Source organism: Candidatus Rhabdochlamydia sp. T3358 (genome assembly GCF_901000775.1).
Lineage (GTDB): Bacteria > Chlamydiota > Chlamydiia > Chlamydiales > Rhabdochlamydiaceae > Rhabdochlamydia.
The window spans coordinates 57,754-76,176 of the sequence record NZ_CAAJGQ010000016.1; the positions used below are offsets into that span (position 1 = coordinate 57,754).

Sequence of the window (18,423 nt, forward strand, 5' to 3'; positions counted from 1 at the left end):
ATTGTAAAAATTTTTTTATATTAACAAGAACAGATCATAGAACAGCGGTAATTAAAGAAGAGTCTTTTGACCCACATTGAGCAGTTTCCGTAAAAAAAACTTGTCAAATCACTGGAGCAGATTGAAGATCCAATTCATAGATTTTTCTTACGGAGTTTCCAAAATAACCAAGAATTCGCCTTCTGAGAGGAGTTATCCCTGAAATCACTACATGGGATGTCTTTTCAATGCATATTTTTACTAACTCGATTCCCTCCAAAAGTTGGAAAATCCAACGAAGAGTCGGCTTGGCTGTTTCTTGGCGTATTTGATTTGGAAGAGTCTCTTAAAGCTCTTTAAGTGCTTTATGAAGCCGCCTTTGTGCTATTTGAATATATCAATAATGCCAACGTCATTACCATCAATAACCCCATAATTCTCTCCGTTTTTTTTACAAAAAGTGATGAAGTAAACATCAATAGATCTTTGAGAAAGCGAAAACCCCTTTCAACTGTATTATTTTGGTTCTTATAGGCCAGAATCACTTCTGCATCACTCAATTCTTTTTGAGGAATCGTCGTTCCCACAATAAAACAGCTAGATTGTATTATTGCTTCTTCTCTGACTGCTTGACACTCTTGCACAATTCCTGTAATTCGATAAACTAATTTATAGAGACTCTCTTGTTTAGGACGGCCCTTCGATTCATATTTTTTTTCCTCTTCAATTGTTCCTTCTAAAACCTCATAAAACTTGCTTTTGCTAAAGCAGCGCTTCAGCGCACCTTTAGCATCATGAGGACATGAAAATTCTTCTGCTGACAATGTCTTCAATGCTTTCTCAATTTTTTCTCGCTCTTTTTTACACCTAACTTCAACCATATTTTCAGCCTTATTTTGCCTCTCTTGCGAATGAACAACCATCCATCTCTGTTGAAGGCCGTAGTGTTGTAGATTAAAAGTGTAAAAGCGATGCTTTTCATCCAAAAGAGTCCACTCTTTCATTGGTTTTTGAAGTGCTGATTCGATAGTTGTATTTTCAAGCATGATCGTGCCTGGGATTCGTGCAATAAAGGGAATTAAACATAGACCTTGCTCAATCGTTTGTTTGTCATATAGTTTGGAATCCGCAATAAGATAGCGAGGGGTTTCTGCTGCTTTAAAGCTATCTGCAAGAGCTTTTGCTCTTTCACGAAAAATTTTTGTGTCCGAAGCATTACCATTCCAAGCTTTACTAACAACGGGAATGCCGCCATCATGCGAGCACATTATCTCTAAAACGACTTGTTTTAAATCTGGTCTATGATCTTTCGAATAACCATGGGTAATTTCAATTGTATGCTCATCAGAATCACTTTCATATTCTCCTGTGAGAGCAAAAGCTGTTGTGTCTAAGCTGTTGAACTTCGTATCAATAGCTTCTTTTTGACATATTTGTACACTAGCTTCTGCGAATAGCAGGTCACAGCCATATGCATGGCAATCATCTAGGGCTCTTCCTAGCTTAAAACGGTTGAAATTTTCTGCATTCACACCTGGACGAAATAGCTTGCTTAATGCCTTATTCTCGAAAAATTGAGGAGTTAGTGTCAGAGGGCAATCTGAAAATCCCAATCCATTGATGATCATACCGGCAACAGCTTCTCCGCAACTAATTCCTTCTCTAGAATCACCGGGAATTCGATTGTCGATAAATTCTACGAGGCCCAAGTCTTGAATAACACCTGCAATAACACCTAAATGATCTAATCGTTCTACTTGTGTATGTACACTCATGATAACCCTCGTCATACAAATTAATAGAGGGTTACGATAAATCAAAATTGCATTTTAGCAAACTGCTCAATCCGGGTTTTGAGCATATTTATTTTCTTTTTGCATTCTTTGATCTTCAGCAGATAGCGGTAGCAGCGTTCTATCTTTCCACCAAAGAGGTATGGTAAAAGGCAAGCGGGGGTTTATCATATACACATAGTCTTCATGATATAAAGGAATGACTGGCATCTCGCTTAAAAGGATTTTTTCTGCTTGTTCTAGAGTTTGCATTCGCTTGTCCTCTTCTTCATAAAAAGATCGGTCAAGTAATCGAATATACTCTGAATGCTCCCAATTGGAAAAGTTCATTGTATATGCTTTGTATTTAAACCTTTCAAGGATACTCATCGGATCCGGATATGCTTCATTCCAGCGCATAAAAGACATGGCGTAGTTACCACAAAATAGTTTATCCAACATAATGCTAAAATCTAAACACTCTAGTTTAATGAAAATGCCTAAAACTTTTAACCACTGTTGTTGGATCACTTGTATTAATGCATTTGCTTCAAAGGAACGTTGGCTATAATAAAGAGATATCGATTCAAAAACTTTTTTATCAAGGCTGAGCTCTTGTAAACCTTCCTCTAATAAAATACGCGCTCTTTCTATATCATTGTCTATAAAAAAAGAATGATAGCGATTTTCTTTCAAACAAGGAGGAATGAGATTGGTTGCTGCACAACTTGCCTGATAAGCTGTGCTGATTTGCTCTGTTAGGATATTTTTTTTAACCCCTTTTCCAGATAATCCAATCAATTCTTGACGATTGATAGCAAGGCCAAATGCCCTACGGATTTTAGGATGATTAAAGGGAGGTTTCTCTGTGTTGATATTAATGAGCAAGGTGCAAGCTTTTGGCTCTCGAGAAATTGTCCATGTTTTTTCTAACCTAGGAATTGCTTCTAAAGGGATATCGGTTAAAGCATCTCCAATTACATCTATTAAGCCCTTCTCAAACATCTCCAGTGTTACTGCGTCATTTTCAACGATGTTAAAAATGATTTTTTCTGAGTGTATATCTTCTGTTTTGCGATAGTTAGGATTGCGTACAACAATGATTTGATTTCCATGATCCCATTTTTCTAAAGAATAAGGACCATTGCATAAGAAGTTAGGTCCTGCATCATGAGCCCAATTAGGGTTTTTGCGATCATTTTCAATGTTTATAGGAGAAAAAGCGCAAAAAGATAACAATTTGAAAAGATAAGGTATAGGTTTTTCTAAAGTAATCACAAGGGTTTTTGCATCCATTGCTTTAATACCTACCTCATCAAGAGAAATAAGACCTTTTTTTGCAGCTTCTGCGTTTTTTACTGCAGAAAGCAGCTGTTCTCTAGCTGAAGGAAACTTAGGATCAAGAATGTCTTTCCAAGATTGTTCGAAATCATAAGCAGTTACAGGGGTATTATTGGACCAAACAGTATCTCTTAAATGAAAAGTGTAAGTGAGCTTATCTTCTGATACTTCATAGGACTTGGCTTGAGCTAATTTCATAGATTGATCTGGATACATTTTTACCAATCCTTCAAAAAATAGAAATTGCATTTGCGCAGAGAGCAACTCTCCCCCTTTACGAGGATCCATTGACTTAGGCTCAGATCTTATATTTAGGCGAAGAGCTTGTAGCTTATTTTTAGGCTTGATAAATGGAAAAAAGAAAAATGCGCTCACAACGATAAGTACAAAAATACCAACATATTTCATTGAAAACACCTTATAAAAAAAGAATCTGTGCACTTACTCAAAAGAATTTATTGTAATTTTTTATATTTTTTTTACATCCTGGTCGATTAAGTTAATCAAATGGATTAACTCTTCACGGTTTAATTTTTTGATTTGATCCTGATCTGTGAATTCAATAACCCCTTCCATAAGTGCTTGTTTTTTTTCAATTAACTTGTGAATGTGCTCTTCAATGGTATTTTTAGTTACCAATTTAAATACTTGTACTCCTCGATTTTGACCAATACGATGTACCCGATCGGTTGCTTGATTTTCACGTGCTGGATTCCACCAACGATCATAATGAATAACAACAGATGCAGACACAAGATCTACTCCAACACCTGCTGCTTGTAGAGAAGCAACAAAAACTACGCAAGCAGGATCTTGTTTAAACCTATCGAGCATCTCTTTGCGATTACGCGTACTTCCTCTAATACCCGCAAAGCCAATATTTTGCTCTTTGAGATGTTTTTCTATGAGGTTAAGCATATTTAAGTATTGCGAAAACACTACAAGTTTTTGTCCACTATCCCTTGTCTCTTGTAATAGTTGGACAAATAAATCCCACTTTCCTGACTGATGTTTATGGAATTCATCAAATTGTTTATTGATTAAACAAGGATGATCACAGATCTGTTTTAGAGTAGACAACAAAGCAAATACATGTAGATAGGGAAGTGGTTTTTTTTCATCTTCTATTTGCTGCATAAGTTGGCTTTTTTGTTGAAAAAAAGCAGCCTTATACAGATTTTTTTGCTCTTCAGAAAGATCACAGTAAGAAATTTCTTCAATCTTTTCCGGCAACTCTAATAATACTTCTTTTTTCTTACGTCGTAAAATAAAAGGATCAACTAACCGCTTGAGCAGTGCTTTTCTTGCCAGGTCTTGCCCTTTTTCAATCGGATTGACAAATAGATGTTTAAAATGAGCTTCTTGAGGTAAATACCCTGGCACAATCACTTCAAATAAGGATCTTAGTTCAAGTAGACTATTTTCAATAGGCGTTCCAGTTAATCCAAGACGCATGCGTGCATTAAGGGTTTTCAAAGCTTTATGCGTTTGAGATTGGGAATTTTTTGCATTTTGCACCTCATCAAAAACGATAAGATCAAAGGTATACTGAGAAAGAAGGGCTTTCTCACTGCGCAATACGCCATAAGAAGTTAATAAAAGATCTGCTTGTGTTGTAAAAAGATCAAAATTGCGCCCTACCCCATAGAAAGTTAGAACTCGCACCTCCGGTAAGAAATTTTTTAATAACTCTTCCCAATGGTAAATAACCGAGGTAGGGCAAACCACTAAAAACTTAGCTTTTTTTTGTAATTCATTAAATACAGCAGCAATAAGCCCCATGGCTTGATGCGTCTTTCCAAGACCCATCTCATCACAAAGCATCCCTGAGAGTCCGTAGGTATATAAAAACCAAAGCCAGTTTACCCCTGTTTCCTGATAGGCCCGTAACCTGCTTTTAAATCCGGTTAGATCCATCGGAGTTTGTGTTTCAAATTGAGAGATACTCTCTAGCCATTTTCTGGTCTGTAGAGCTTGTGTAGACCTTCCTTCTGGAGCTTTTATTTCTTCAAAAACAGTTAATCGTAACCAATCTAGCGTTGTACATTTTAGAAAAGATTTTGCATCCCATTGCTGTTTACGAATTGCCTTTAGCCAATTAAAGCGAGATTGTTTCAAGGTGATAAGGCCAGCTGGTGTAAAAAGATAAGGGCGATTTTCTATTATCGCTTGCCAAATCTCTTTTGCGTCTACTTCTCCAAGCTCACTAATAAACACAAGCTGCATACGCCATTGAAAGTGGGCATTTTTCTTTATATGTTCTAAATTACGTATTTCTACTTGCAGAGAATGTGGTTTAATTAGCTCCTTTTGCAGAGTAATAATCTGGTCTACTAAAGTATCTAAATCATACAAGATAAAATTAGCCTCTTGTTCTTTAGAGATAAAAGCACTTGGCATATACTTTTTCTTTAATCGTTGTTCAAAGAGCATCTCATAAAACCCTTGATTTTCCACATAGGTAAATTCATCAAAAAATTGTATATTCTTATCTTGATACTCGGGTAAAAATTGTATAATGGATTGTATAAAAACTTGCTCGTTCTTCAAGCTAATTTCATATCCACTTTTTAGAATAGGACAGATAGGGGAAAAGAATCCTTTAACATTTTCCAACTCTTCTCGATGCATCTGAATAAACTCAGCTACCCGATCTTTTTCAATCGTTAGTCCTGAGTAGATAGAACCTGTTTGTAGTTGAGTGCGTTTGGCAAAAAATCCTTGATCTTTTACATAAATCCATGCTCCGAAATCACTTATTTTATCCTCTGCTTCAAGCATCTCTATAGCTGCTTCAAACCGCAGCTGCTGTGATGCTGTAACAAAGAAGCGTAATTGAGATTCAATGGTGTATACATGAGTTTGAAAGAGAGGAAAACTATTAAGCCACGCTCTATGTTGAGAAACAAATTCTGAAACATCGGTTCTTTCAATAATTTTTGTAACGCCGTCGAATAACCAATTCTCCACTTGAAAAAATCCTTTCTCTTCTAGATAAACCCAATTGCCAAAGCGCGCAGAGGATTTTTTTTGTAGATCTTTTTTTTCAAAGAGATAGCACTCAATATGCAGTCTTTCTTCTGTATCAAAAAAAAGATCGTATTGAATACGATTAATCCCTGCATGAATCGGTCTATTTAAAAATTTCTGTAAAATGGGCGCATGTTTAAAAAAGACTGTTCCAATTTTTTGCGCAGAAATCTCTCTTTGTTCAAAAATAGGGTCTATTGTAGCAGGGAAAAATCCTTTTTTAGGAATAAAAACAAAGTCTCCGACAGCAATTCCCTTTGCCCTCTCTTCTTGTTGCTGTTTTTGGGATTGATCCATTTCAATAAAAAGTTTTTTATCCTCTTCGTTGTAACGAATAGCTCGAATGTAGGAGTAGGGTTGTCCATGAACAACAAGTGGTGAATCTACTGTCTTTAAAACAGGGATTAATTGCGGCCAATGCACCTCTGAGAGATAGCATTTGATCTTTAGCAAACCAGTAAATTGAATGGTTAGCCATGAGGGAAGATGTTTTTCCTCCTCTTCAAAAGAAATGGTATAAGGGTTTTTACTCTCCTGAAGCAGCATTAGCCATTTTGCAAGATCAGACCAAAAACACAATTCATATTTTAGTCGATGGCTAGGATTTCCCTCTTTCCACAATTGCAACTCATCGGAGGTTAAATTAGAAAATTTAAGGGAAGTTTCCTCTGTTTCAATCGCTCTTTCAAAAAAAAGTGCATGCAAATATTTTTTTGTGGCAGCAGTTAATGGCTCTATATGAAAAAGAAGTTTATTCGTAGAAGATCTGATTTCATAAGCTTTTTCCTTTTTTCGTAATACATTTGTCTCATATCCATGTCGATTGCAAAAAATTTGACATAAACAATTCCAAAAGCTATGACGAAAACGCACATGCAAAGGCTGAAGATTCCCATTAAAAATAGTTAAATATGCAGCAGCAAGATGTGAGCAGGATTGCGTTTCTTCGGCTTCATCACAAGAGCAGAACCCCTCTAGGATTTTTCCTTGATCATCTATATGTAGAAAGGGTGAAAAAGAATGCGCATTTTCTTTATCAAATATTTCTATTTGATATGTCGCTTCTGAAAATAAAATTTTTTTAACAGATTGCTCTAACAATAACTGCTCAGCTTTTATTAGATTTTTTTGCGAAAAAGAAGATTGAGACATGGTAATTTTAAGCTAGATTTCTCCTTATTTTTGAGCATGCCTAGCTATCGATATGTTTGCAATATGCTTAAAAAATTTAAGCCTCTACCAAACTACCTGAAAACACTTGGCAAACTTCTGCTAGCATTTGTATATTTCCGCTTGCAGAAATACAGAACTCCATCTGTTTAGAAATTTTATCAGAAGCACTTGCTACCAAAATAGGTTGTGGAGGGTTATGAAATTTATTTACAACAAATGCAACAGCAGCAAAGCCCGTACCACAAGAAATAGTTTCGTTTTCTATTCCTCTTTCATATGTGCGAACAACAAGCTGGTTATACTGATCATTTAGAAAGCTAGCAAAATTTACATTTACCCCTTCAGAAAAAGCCGATCGAATCTCTCGGGCTGTTTTTATGAGATCAATTTGGTCAAATGAAGGCAAAAAAACAACGGCGTGAGGAACACCAACTTTAACCACATAGACATTCCATTCATGAATTTTCATCGGCCAATGAGAAATTAAGGGTTGTTTTAAATCAACCCCTATTTGGTCTTCTTTACGCCAGCAGGTAAATACACCACCTCTTGTTTCAATTTCAATAGGTTCCTGCGCCATCTCATAATCAGCAACACATCTAATCCCATTTCCGCACATATCAGCTTCACTACCATCGCTATTGAAAATGCGCATTTTTAGATCAGCAAGTTTAGATCTTTCAAGCAAGAGCACTCCATCTGCGCCTATTCCCAAGTGTCTATCACAGATCCTGGGTATCTGAGCAAAAAAAACTCTCTCTTCGATGGGGGATTTTCTCTGATCAACCAATATAAAATCGTTTCCAATTCCATGGTATTTAGTAAAAATCACGCTTCTAGATCTTGATAGCTAGAAACCACTTTATCAAGCAAACCAAATTCTAAGGCCTCATTTGCACTCATCCACATATCACGATCTAGTGCTTTATCAATCTCTTCTGCTTGCTTTCCTGTTGCTTCTACATAAATATCTACAATTCCCTGTCTAGTTTTCAAGATTTCTCTTGCTTGAATTTCCAAATCAGTCGCTTGTCCGCGAATCACTGAATGGATAGAAGGTTGATGAATCATAAAACGGGAATGAGGAGTGGCAAAGCGTTTCCCAGGAGCCGCACATAGACTTAAGACAGAACCCATAGAAGCAGCAATCCCTGTAACAAGCGTTGTGACAGGTGAAGTAATCATCTTAACCTGATCCCAAACCGCAAAACCCGCATCAACTGATCCACCAGGCGAATTAATAATAAATAAAATAGGCTTACCTGGATCTATTAACTCCAAATACCATAATTTACGAATGGCATTACGAGCAGTATTGCTATCTACAGCATCACAAAAGAAGATCCTTCTGGATTTAAGTAGCACTTCATCAATCTTATCATCGAGCGATCCTAAAGGGAATTTCTGATTCGCTTCTTGCCTTTGGCTCACTAACGACATAAACACCTCATTTTTTTCAGTCTCATTTTTTTAGCATCTGGCAAAAACATTATCTAGGGTTGCATCCTTTTTTTCAATCAAAGATCAAATCTGGATATAGAGGGAACCGTTTTAATAAAACACTTATATGTTTTTGAATCTCCTTGAGAATAGAAGAGTCAATCTCTACTAAAGAACGGCTGTTTCCTTTTTCTGCTTTAGCAGGTTTTGTAGCTTTAAGCAACAGATAAATCCACTCTGCAATTTGTGTCATCTCCTGCTCTTTCATTCCTAAAGTAGTTAAAGCAGCTGTTCCTATACGTACCCCTGAGGTAAACCAAGCCCCATTTTTATCAAAAGGTATACTATTGCGATTGACTGTAAAATGCGCCTGTCTAAGAGCATTTTCCGCTTGTAATCCAGTCAAACCAAAAGAGGACGAAACCTCAAAAACCATCAAATGGTTTTCTGTTCCTCCAGTAAGAACACGAACCCCATGATGAATTAATCTATTTGCTAACGCTTGAGCATTTTTTACTATTTGTTCTGCATAGACACAAAAAGAGGATGTATTTGCTTCTTTAAAAGCCACAGCTTTAGCAGCAATTACATGAGGAAGAGGACCCCCTAAAGTTATCGGACATCCCTTATCAACTACTTCTTTAAACTCTTTTTGACACAGGATCATTCCCCCTCTAGGCCCTCTTAGAGTTTTATGGGTGGTTGAAGTAATCATTTGCGCATAAGGAATAGGATTATACTCCCCTACCATCACCTTTCCAGCAACAAGACCTGCAAAATGTGCCATATCTACCAGCAAAACAGCTCCTACGCTGTCTGCTATTTCACGCATTTTAGCAAAGTTAATTTTCCGTGAGTAGGCTGAATAGCCAGCAATCAAAATAGCAGGTTTTTCCTGCTTTGCCATCTCACTGATTTTTTTATAATCCAATAAATACGTATTAGGATCTACTTCATAGCAAAAAGCCTGCATCATTTTAGCAGAAATATTATGTCGATACCCATGAGTTAAATGTCCTCCGGAGTTAAGAGACATACCCAATACTTTTTGATTCACAAGAAGCTGGCGTACTTGCTCGTATTCCTCTTTAGAAAGCTCATTGATATTTTTTTTACCTAAGCTCTCTACTTGCTTATTTTGGATACGCGCTACCAAAATCGCCCAAAAAGCTACAAGATTGGCATCTGCTCCTGAATGAGGTTGCACATAAGCATGCTCGCATTGAAATATGGCTTTTGCCTCATCAACACAAGCAGCCTCAATAGCATCAATATTGTCACACCCTGCATAAAACCGATGATAGGGATACCCTTCTGCATATTTATCAGTAAGCCAGTTTCCCATAGCTAACTGCACAGCTTCAGAGCAATAGTTTTCAGAGGCAATCAGCTTTAAAAAACAACGCTGATCTTGAAGCTCTTGAATAATCTTTTCTACAATAAAGGGATTATCTGTTTTTAAATGATCAAAAGCTGCCATATAAGCAATTGCGCTGCTTTTTCTTAGCTCACGAGGAACTCTATTAAAATAGCTTTCTAAATAAGACATTTACCCTCCTAAGCTTACCATAATGCGCTTCTGTTTTTATCACATTTAGCCAAAAGAAGAAAATACATTTGAGTATGAGTTGCACTTTTGATGGTAGAATAGATTTTTTTATATTCTAGTCATTTTTTTGATTTCGAAAATTTCTTTTATTGCGAATATTTCGAATAAAATGCTACTCTTAAAGTTAAATAGATTTTTTAAAATGGAGTATATATGATTACCCCTTCTTTTTCTATCATGCCAAGCAAAGACGAGATTGAATTAGCTCAAGTCTCTAGTCGCATTTTATCTTCTTTAACTTTAAAAAAGGGAAAAACTATCGATATTCTACTTAAAGCAGATAATCATCACTGTAACTCGGTAACTTTACCCTTTTCTGCTTTTAAACTTCTTATTAGTATCCTTAACTCAATGGCTGAAGGTAATGCAGTAACGTTAATCCCTGTTCACGCTGAACTCACTACTCAAGAGGCAGCGAATTTGCTGCATGTTTCCCGCCCTTATCTTATTCGCCTTTTAGAAGAAAGAAAGATCCCTTTTCGCAAAGTAGGAACAAGGCGTCGTATTTTATTTCAAGATTTAATGAATTATAAGGCTAAAATCGATAACGCTCGCCGCAAAACTTTAAATGAGTTATCAGAAGAAGCCCAGAATTTGGATATGGGGTATTAAATGGCTAATGTTATCGTAATCTATGATTCATGTGTTTTATATCCAGCTCCCCTTCGCGATCTATTGATGCGCCTTGCTTTGACTGATCTTTATCAGGCAAAATGGACAAAAGATATTCATCGAGAATGGATATGCAATCTTTTAAAAAACCGCCCTGATTTATTGAAAGAACGATTAGAGAAAACGCGATCAAAGATGGATTTGCATGTTAGAGATTGCCTTATCGAGGGATACGAAGAGCTAATTGACAATTTGAAATTACCAGACTCAAATGATCGACATGTTTTAGCAGCGGCCATCAAAGCAAATGCTCAAACAATCGTGACCTATAACTTATCAGATTTTCCCTCCCTAGCCCTTTCTAAATATGGAGTCGAGGCCCAACATCCTGATGAATTTTTGAGACACTTATTTGATTTAGCTCCATCTAAATTTATGCATACAGTAGAAGAAACACGATTAAGCTTAAAATACCCACCGAAAACCATAGAAGAATATTTGATAATCTTGGAAAAACAGTCACTTCCTCAAACTGTTATTTGTTTAAAAGAGTATGCAGGTTTATTTAACGCCAATTGCGCATGATAAGATTTTTTACAGATTGTGTTCAAACATCAAAGAACATTTTCTTAAATATTCTTTTAGCAACTTTAACTTCCTATCCCAGGATCAAATACCTCTAGCAAGTCAAAATTTATCTTTATGTTTTGTTTTAAAATATTTTTTAAGCTTGAGAGATATTAGAGGAAACATATAATCTACTAGTCTATAAGTACGCTTATATAACATCTGCTTAAAGCTACCCAAAAGAGATACCCATGTTATTAGAAGAACTCAAGGAAATCTTAGATATTCAAGAGCTCGACATGAAGATGATCCGTCTTATGCGAGTGAAAAAAGAACGTGTTAAAGAATTGTCCCAACTTGAAGAATTACGGAAAGATCTATACTCTCAAATCACAGACAAAGAGCAAGAAATTAAAGATTTTGATAAGAGTATCGAACTTCTCGAACAAAAAATTCATGATATCAATGCAAGAATCAAAAAATTAGAAGCACAACAGAGCAATGTCAAAAAAGCTGATGAGTTTAATGCTCTTACGCAAGAGATGACCCATGCAGAAAGAGAGCGTCTTGCTGTTGAGCAAAAGGTTTCTGATCTAGTAGATCGAAAAGTATCCGAAGAAGAGCTTTTAGATAAAATTAAAGAAAGTTTAAAAAACTCTGAAGAAAGCAGCTTGGCTTTGGAAAAAGAGATCAGGCAAAGTGTGGATTTGATCAATCAAGAAGGATCCACTATTAAAGAGAAAAGAGAGCAGCTTGCAAATGTTGCTAACACTGAAATTTTACGCATCTATGAAAGATTATTGCATAATAAAAAAGATCGCGTAGTGGTCCCTATTGAAAATCGCACATGTAGTGGTTGCCATATTACACTTACCGCACAACATGAAAATTTAGTGCGCAAGGGAGATAATCTCTTTTTTTGCGAGCACTGTTCACGTATCCACTATTGGCAAGATAGTGAGTCTACTGAAGGCACAGCTGTTGCCACTAAGCGTCGTCGTCGTCGAACTTAAAAATTTTGCATGGGAAAGCTAAGCAATCGCTGTTTTTAATGATTTAAACAGAGGAAAGTCTGGACTTCATAGGAAAAGATACCAGTGAAAGACTGGGGGCCGCAAGGCTACGGAAAGTATAACAGAAAACACACCGCCCTTTTTTTTAAAGGGGACAGGCTGAAAATGCTAACTTTAAGAGTTAGCCCCACTCTCAGAGATGAGAGGTGAGATAAACCCTATCTGAAGCAAGAAAGTAATGAGCGTTGTTTTTAGACAATCTGTTTTTCCGCAGAGCTCATTAGAATAAAATCGCTTGAGGGATTTGGCAACAAATCTCCTAGATGAATGATTGCTCAACGACAGAATCCGGCTTAAATAGCTTTCCCGGCTTTTCTTGTGCTAAAGGATGAGCTTTATCATACACTTCCCTTTTCAAACGAGAGGAAACTTGCGTATAGATCGTAGTAGTGGCCAAGCTATTATGTCCAAGTAACATTTGAATAGTTTTTAAGTCCATCCCCTTTTCTAGCCAATGTGTTGCAATGGTATGCCGAATGGTATGAGGTGTAATGGTAGCTGCTAAACCACTTGCCTTAAGATATTGAGTAAAATGACGATCGATAGAACGAGAACTCAATCTTTTACCCCACTTATTTAAAAAAACAGCTTGAGGGTCTTCCTCTCTTCGATGAGAAGAGCTATCCTGATCTCGAAGAGGATGGTTTATATATGTATCTAGCCAATGAGCTGCGGTTTGAGTAATAGGGACCACCCTTTGTTTTTTACCTTTACCGTCAACTTTGATTAATAAACCCTGTATATCCAAATCTTGTCTATTTAACCCAATTAGTTCACTTAAACGCAATCCACTACTATAAAATAGCTCCATAATACATCGATCTCTATAGCCTAAATAGGTCTTTGTATTAGGCTGCGCTAGTAATTGCTCTATTTGTTGATAACTTAAAGAAGCGGGGATCTTTTTTTCTAATTTTGGAGTAGCAAGTTCCGTTAAAGGATTTGTTTCTAGCTTCTTGTGTTTCACTAAATAGGTAAAAAAAGAACGTAAGCAAGATAACCTGCGATGAATCGTTTTTTTAGATAGTTGTTTTTCTGCTAAAAATGCTAGATAGCTGCGAATCGCTTTTTTTTCTACCCCCTGCACTAAAAAAGAAGAGGAATTTTTTTTTAAATCCGCCTCTGGTATTAGCAAAATTCTATTTTGAAAAAAATACCCAAACTCTTGCATATCAATATTGTAGTTACGCAACGTGTGCTGGGAGACCTGTTTTACAGTGGATAGGTAATGCAAAAAAAGCGCACCTGCTTTGGAAAAGCTTAATTCAGCCATAACTCTTGTTCTCCTTTTCTATCTATGCTAGAATACGGGGCAATTTTCTGGAATAGGCTAAAATCATGATTACACTACGAGAGATTTCTAAAAAAATAGGCGCCCGCACTCTTTTTGAAGATGTAACAATTACCTTTAACTCAGGCTGCCGCTATGGACTTACTGGTCCAAATGGAGCTGGCAAGTCTACCCTATTTAATATTATTTTAGGAATAGATGAACCCTCTTCTGGCTCTGTAACACTACCTAGAAAAGTAGGATTTCTCAAACAAAATATTGCACAGTTTAGCGAGATGAACGTAATTGATGTGGTAATCATGGGTAATAAGCGCCTTGCAGAAACCTTCCAAGAAAGAGATGCACTCTATGAATTAGAAATAACCGATGCTATTGGAATTCGTTTAGGTGAATTAGAAGAGATTATTGCAGAAGAAGATGGGTATAGCGCAGAATCCGATGCAGAAGTGTTTTTAAACGGAATCGGCATTCCTTCTGAATGGCATCATAAAAAAATGCATTCTCTTCCCTCTGATAGGCAATTTCGAGTTTTGCTTTGCCAAGCATTATTTGGTAATCCAGAAGCACTTTTACTAGACGAACCAACCAACCACCTCGATTTAGAATCCATCGGTTGGCTAGAAAAATTTCTACACAACTACAATGGAGTGCTGGTTGTTGTAAGTCACGATCGCCATTTTTTAAATGCTGTAACAACACAGATTGCTGATTTAGATTATGAAACCATCATTGTCTATCCTGGTAATTATAACGATATGTTAGTTGCAAAAACATCGCTCCGAGAAAAAACAGAGTTAGAAAACAAATCAAAAGAGAAAAAAGCAGCCCAACTCAAAGAATTCGTAGCACGCTTTAGCGCAGGAACACGCGCTAGCCAAGTACAATCTCGTCTGCGAGAAATCGAGAGATTAGAGCCTCAAGAGTTAAAAAAATCCAATATTCAACGCCCCTATATCCGTTTTTATCCTCCAGAAAAAGTCTCTGGACAAACGGTTTTCAAAGTAAAAGACATTTCCAAGTCCTATGATGAGAATCTTGTCTTTAATCACCTTAATTTTGAAGTAAGTCGAGGAGATAAAATTGGATTGATTGGAAATAACGGCAAAGGTAAAACAACCCTCATTAAGCTTTTAGCAGGGATACTACCCCTAGATAGTGGCTTTATTGAAGTAGGACACCAAGTTCAAATTGGTTATTTCCCTCAAAATCACTCTGAAGTAATCGATAAGAAAAGCACTATGACAGCTTTTGATTGGCTCAAAAACAGAAGAGAGGGAATCAATGATCAAGATATACGTAGCATCCTAGGAAAAATGCTTTTTTCCGGAGATGATGCTTTTAAATCGATTGCACATCTATCAGGGGGAGAAACCGCTCGGCTAATCTTAGGTGGTATTATGCTGTGTAACTACAATGTTTTACTATTAGATGAACCAAATAACCATTTGGATTTAGAAGCGGTATCTGCTCTGTCTTGGGCATTAGAGGATTTCAAAGGCACCGTCATTGTCGCTAGCCATGATCGTGATCTATTAAACAATGCAACCAATAAAATCATCGCGTTTGAAACTGCAAAACCCTATGTATTTGAAGGAAACTTAGAGGGATATCTTGCAGCTAGAGCAACTAAATAGAGTTTTAAGCTATACAGAAGCAGAGTTTCTTCAGCTATCTGTAAAAATGCGTCACACCTGGGCAGCGCGTACTTTGCGCTACTATCATCTTAAAGCTAAAGATAGACTCTACCGTCGTATAGAGTCTTGGCTAGATCTGCCTTTACTTGACCTACAAGATATCAAAGCGCTCTGTGATCGTTATCACTTTCACTTAGCGCAAATAGGCCAATCCTGGCAAGAACACAATCTGCTTGCAACTCATCAGAAATCAGATATCGATTCTGATACTCCTTTTTTACAAGTAGGTGTTTACCTGGATAACATTCGCTCTGCTTTTAACGTAGGTAGCATTATTCGAACAGTAGAAGCCTTTCGCTTAGGCCCCATTTACTTTGCCAAACAAACCCCCTATATCGATAACCTCAAAGTACAAAAAACCTCGATGTTTACTTTTGATAAGGTAACCTGTCATCAAAATAGATCTTTAGAACAACTCCCTAAACCTTTAATTGCCCTAGAAACCGTTCCCAATGCCCCTTCAATATTTGACTTCACCTTTCCTAAAGAGTTTACCCTCTTATTAGGAAATGAAGAATACGGACTCTCCGACCAAGCACTATCTATGGCTGATCAGGCTGTACAAATCCCCCTCTATGGCTTTAAGAAGTCTTTAAATGTAGCTTCCGCTTTTGCGATTGTGGCCGCTGTGATTAGCAACCAGAAAAGATGCAAAGCTAAAGAATAAAAACCTATTCCAATATCAATGGTGTGTAGCATACATAATTTTAGCCAACGTCTTAATCGTTGGATTTTTTCTTTTTAATAACTGATACATTGTCGATCTTGGTATATCCGCTTCTCTAAGAAATTTCGATTTATTCAATGCGTACAAATGGTCTTCAATGATTTCCATTACACCTTCGGGATCATTTTCGATAAGGCACTGCATGATTGCAGAACCAATCAAATCTGGATTCAACAAATTAGCAATGGGATCTACCTCGGTTATATTTGCACCTTCTTTAATAGTGACCTGGGTAGCCTCTTTAGTTTTCATATTAGCCTTATGTCGTTTAGTTCTTAATGGCTTTGAGGTAGATGGTCTTCGCTTTGGAGACGTCTTTACTTTGTCCATTTTTATTACCTCCTAACAGCAATAAAATCTTTTTTTTCCGGAATGTAGGCATAGTAAATGCGTCTTCCGTCTTTCCAACGTAATTCCCATACCTTATCTTTTAATTTACCCTTTTCATAATACGAAATCGACTTATGGTCCCCAAAGTATCCGTCGTATTTAATCATCGAGAGTCTTTTGTTAATTTGCACCTGTGACCGAGATGACTCATTACTAACCCACTCACCGTATTCTGATGTCTGTAAGATGCAATAGTTGTTTTGGACCATAACCTAATTGTACGTTATAACGAACAATTTTTACAAGCCCAATCTATGAAAGAAAAAAACAATTAGGTCAATCCTGGCAAGAACACAATCTGCTTGCATCTCATCAGATATCAGATATCGATTCCGACACTCTTTTTTTACAAGCAGGGGTTTATCTAGACAACATTCGTTCTGCTTTTAATATGGGTAGTATTATCCGAACAGTAGAAGCATTTCTCTTAGGCCCCATTTGCTTTGCCAAGCAAATCCCCTATATCGATAACCTCAAAGTACAAAAAACCTCGATGTTTACCTTTGATAAGGTAACCTGTCATCAAAATAGACCTTTGGAACAACTCCCTAAACCTTTAATTGCCTTAGAAACCATTCCAAATGCTCCTTCATTATTTGACTTCACCTTTCCTAAAGAGTTCACCCTCTTATTAGGAAATGAAGAATATGGACTCTCTGACCAAGCGTTATCTATGGCTGATCAAGCTGTGCAAATTCCCCTTTATGGTTTTAAGCAATCTCTTAATGTAGCTTCAGCTTTTGCAATTGTAGCCGCTGTGATTAGTAATCAACAAAGATGCAAAAACTTGTAAAAGCTATTTAGCTACATTTATCAAGATAATCTTACCTAACCCCTGTCTTCAAAATTTAAGTCATTAGAAGAAAATGGATTTGTTTCAAGGTAATTCCATATGTTAGAGCTATAATGTTCTAACCTCATCTCAATCATATCTTGTATATCTTGCCGAGGAATCAGTTGATCAACAGTCAATGGCTTTTGCGTGATCGGAGATATGGGGTTACTTTCTAAAATATTCATAATAGCAGATCTTTCATATAGAACCGGGTTGTCTTGATCTTGTTGATGATCACGTGTGGTAGGTTCTTCTACAGGATAGCGTATGGGTTCAAGTGTAATAGGACAGATATAGCTTCGTAGCGTCAAATCTTCATGAAAAGCAGCTGGAATAGGAAAAGCGTTCATAATAGCCTTTTCTATCTCTTGAGGATCATATTGTTGAGGGTTTATTTTTAATTCAGCAATTGCTCTTGCATAGATACTATTATACCATTCTCTAGAAAGATCTCCTGTTGAACTGATCTTATGAGTTAAACAATCTACAATACTGCGATTGTCTACAAGTCCACATACATTCAATAGATTCTTTCGAATTTGTGAAGGTAGAGATTTTAACCAGTCCTCTTCTATAACACCAAATCTATCATTTACGCAGGGCGATTTAACTAAAATTTTTTGACACCTCTCTGCAGAAAATAATTGCCAAAATTCCCTTTAAGTATCCAGAGCCAAAAGTTGCTGCTCGTCTCACAGCAGCAAGTCCTCTATTTGGATCAGCAACTGCAGCTATATTCATAGCCAAGCGCCGAAACAGACCCATGTTCTCTGCACTGTGTCCTCGATCCATCAAATTATTATCCTCCTTGAAAATTACATCAGCTATCCAGTGGCATTTATTCTCGATGCTCCAGTGCTGCCGGACCCATTTAGCAAAATCCTTTGCAG

At 36.9% G+C, this 18,423-nt stretch carries 14 protein-coding genes, 1 other RNA gene and 2 pseudogenes; 7 read left to right on the plus strand and 10 right to left on the minus strand.

Going from position 1 to position 18,423, the window contains the following annotated elements; genetic code table 11:
- Positions 1 to 344: 344 nt before the first annotated feature.
- From RHTP_RS05020 to RHTP_RS05045, 6 genes are all read right to left on the minus strand, one after another.
- Positions 345 to 1,754 (minus strand): IS1634 family transposase, encoded by a 1,410-nt coding sequence (locus RHTP_RS05020; RefSeq protein ID WP_171005741.1) that lies wholly within the window; start codon positions 1,752 to 1,754, stop codon positions 345 to 347.
- Positions 1,755 to 1,820: 66 nt separating this feature from the next.
- The gene (locus RHTP_RS05025) at positions 1,821 to 3,500 is read right to left on the minus strand and encodes a peptide ABC transporter substrate-binding protein (protein ID WP_138107035.1); all 1,680 of its coding nucleotides are present in this window, start codon (positions 3,498 to 3,500) and stop codon (positions 1,821 to 1,823) included.
- 60 nt (positions 3,501 to 3,560) lie between these two features.
- Positions 3,561 to 7,274, minus strand: coding sequence for a DEAD/DEAH box helicase (locus tag RHTP_RS05030; protein WP_138107036.1), 3,714 nt, complete (start codon positions 7,272 to 7,274; stop codon positions 3,561 to 3,563).
- Positions 7,275 to 7,350: 76 nt separating this feature from the next.
- Positions 7,351 to 8,127 carry a diaminopimelate epimerase gene (dapF, locus tag RHTP_RS05035; protein WP_138107037.1) on the minus strand — a complete coding sequence of 259 codons (777 nt, stop codon included), beginning with the start codon at positions 8,125 to 8,127 and terminating at the stop codon, positions 7,351 to 7,353.
- Positions 8,124 to 8,735 (minus strand): ATP-dependent Clp protease proteolytic subunit, encoded by a 612-nt coding sequence (locus tag RHTP_RS05040; RefSeq protein WP_138107038.1) that lies wholly within the window; start codon positions 8,733 to 8,735, stop codon positions 8,124 to 8,126. Before RHTP_RS05040 ends, dapF begins: the two co-directional genes overlap by 4 nt.
- Positions 8,736 to 8,808: 73 nt before the next feature.
- The gene (locus RHTP_RS05045; protein ID WP_138107039.1) at positions 8,809 to 10,284 is read right to left on the minus strand and encodes a glycine hydroxymethyltransferase; all 1,476 of its coding nucleotides are present in this window, start codon (positions 10,282 to 10,284) and stop codon (positions 8,809 to 8,811) included.
- A gap of 213 nt (positions 10,285 to 10,497) precedes the next feature.
- Between RHTP_RS05045 and RHTP_RS05050 the strand changes: the two genes are divergently transcribed.
- The 4 genes from RHTP_RS05050 to rnpB all read left to right on the plus strand — a co-directional run bounded on the left by RHTP_RS05050 (position 10,498) and on the right by rnpB (position 12,909).
- On the plus strand, positions 10,498 to 10,956 hold the full coding sequence (locus RHTP_RS05050; RefSeq protein WP_138107040.1) for a helix-turn-helix domain-containing protein: 459 nt from the start codon (positions 10,498 to 10,500) through the stop codon (positions 10,954 to 10,956).
- A complete protein-coding gene (locus RHTP_RS05055) occupies positions 10,957 to 11,541 on the plus strand; it encodes a PIN domain-containing protein (RefSeq protein ID WP_138107041.1) in 585 nt (194 codons plus the stop codon).
- A gap of 233 nt (positions 11,542 to 11,774) precedes the next feature.
- Positions 11,775 to 12,536: a zinc ribbon domain regulatory protein CdsZ gene (gene cdsZ / locus RHTP_RS05060; RefSeq protein WP_138107042.1), complete on the plus strand. Its 762-nt coding sequence runs from the start codon at positions 11,775 to 11,777 to the stop codon at positions 12,534 to 12,536.
- A 10-nt stretch (positions 12,537 to 12,546) separates the two neighbouring features.
- Positions 12,547 to 12,909, plus strand: an RNA gene (gene rnpB, locus RHTP_RS05065) — RNase P RNA component class A.
- Here the strand turns inward: rnpB and RHTP_RS05070 are convergent.
- Positions 12,907 to 13,869: pseudogene (locus tag RHTP_RS05070) on the minus strand (tyrosine recombinase XerC); the annotation flags it as partial. The gene rnpB and the pseudogene RHTP_RS05070 sit on opposite strands and share 3 nt — an antisense overlap.
- A gap of 62 nt (positions 13,870 to 13,931) precedes the next feature.
- Here RHTP_RS05070 and RHTP_RS05075 point away from each other — a divergent pair.
- A complete protein-coding gene (locus RHTP_RS05075) occupies positions 13,932 to 15,521 on the plus strand; it encodes an ABC-F family ATP-binding cassette domain-containing protein (RefSeq protein ID WP_171005742.1) in 1,590 nt (529 codons plus the stop codon).
- Positions 15,499 to 16,248: a TrmH family RNA methyltransferase gene (locus tag RHTP_RS05080; protein WP_138107044.1), complete on the plus strand. Its 750-nt coding sequence runs from the start codon at positions 15,499 to 15,501 to the stop codon at positions 16,246 to 16,248. Before RHTP_RS05075 ends, RHTP_RS05080 begins: the two co-directional genes overlap by 23 nt.
- 15 nt (positions 16,249 to 16,263) lie before the next feature.
- On the opposite strand, the gene RHTP_RS05085 is transcribed toward RHTP_RS05080, so the two are convergent.
- Positions 16,264 to 16,638, minus strand: coding sequence for a hypothetical protein (locus RHTP_RS05085; RefSeq protein ID WP_138107045.1), 375 nt, complete (start codon positions 16,636 to 16,638; stop codon positions 16,264 to 16,266).
- 385 nt (positions 16,639 to 17,023) lie between these two features.
- Here RHTP_RS05085 and RHTP_RS05090 point away from each other — a divergent pair, with 385 nt between their 5' ends.
- Positions 17,024 to 17,491 (plus strand): TrmH family RNA methyltransferase, encoded by a 468-nt coding sequence (locus RHTP_RS05090; RefSeq protein ID WP_256360131.1) that lies wholly within the window; start codon positions 17,024 to 17,026, stop codon positions 17,489 to 17,491.
- 35 nt (positions 17,492 to 17,526) lie between these two features.
- On the opposite strand, the gene RHTP_RS05095 is transcribed toward RHTP_RS05090, so the two are convergent.
- Positions 17,527 to 18,057 (minus strand): U-box domain-containing protein, encoded by a 531-nt coding sequence (locus RHTP_RS05095; protein WP_138107047.1) that lies wholly within the window; start codon positions 18,055 to 18,057, stop codon positions 17,527 to 17,529.
- Between the two features lie 82 nt (positions 18,058 to 18,139).
- A pseudogene (locus tag RHTP_RS05100) lies at positions 18,140 to 18,423 on the minus strand (ISAs1 family transposase); the annotation flags it as partial.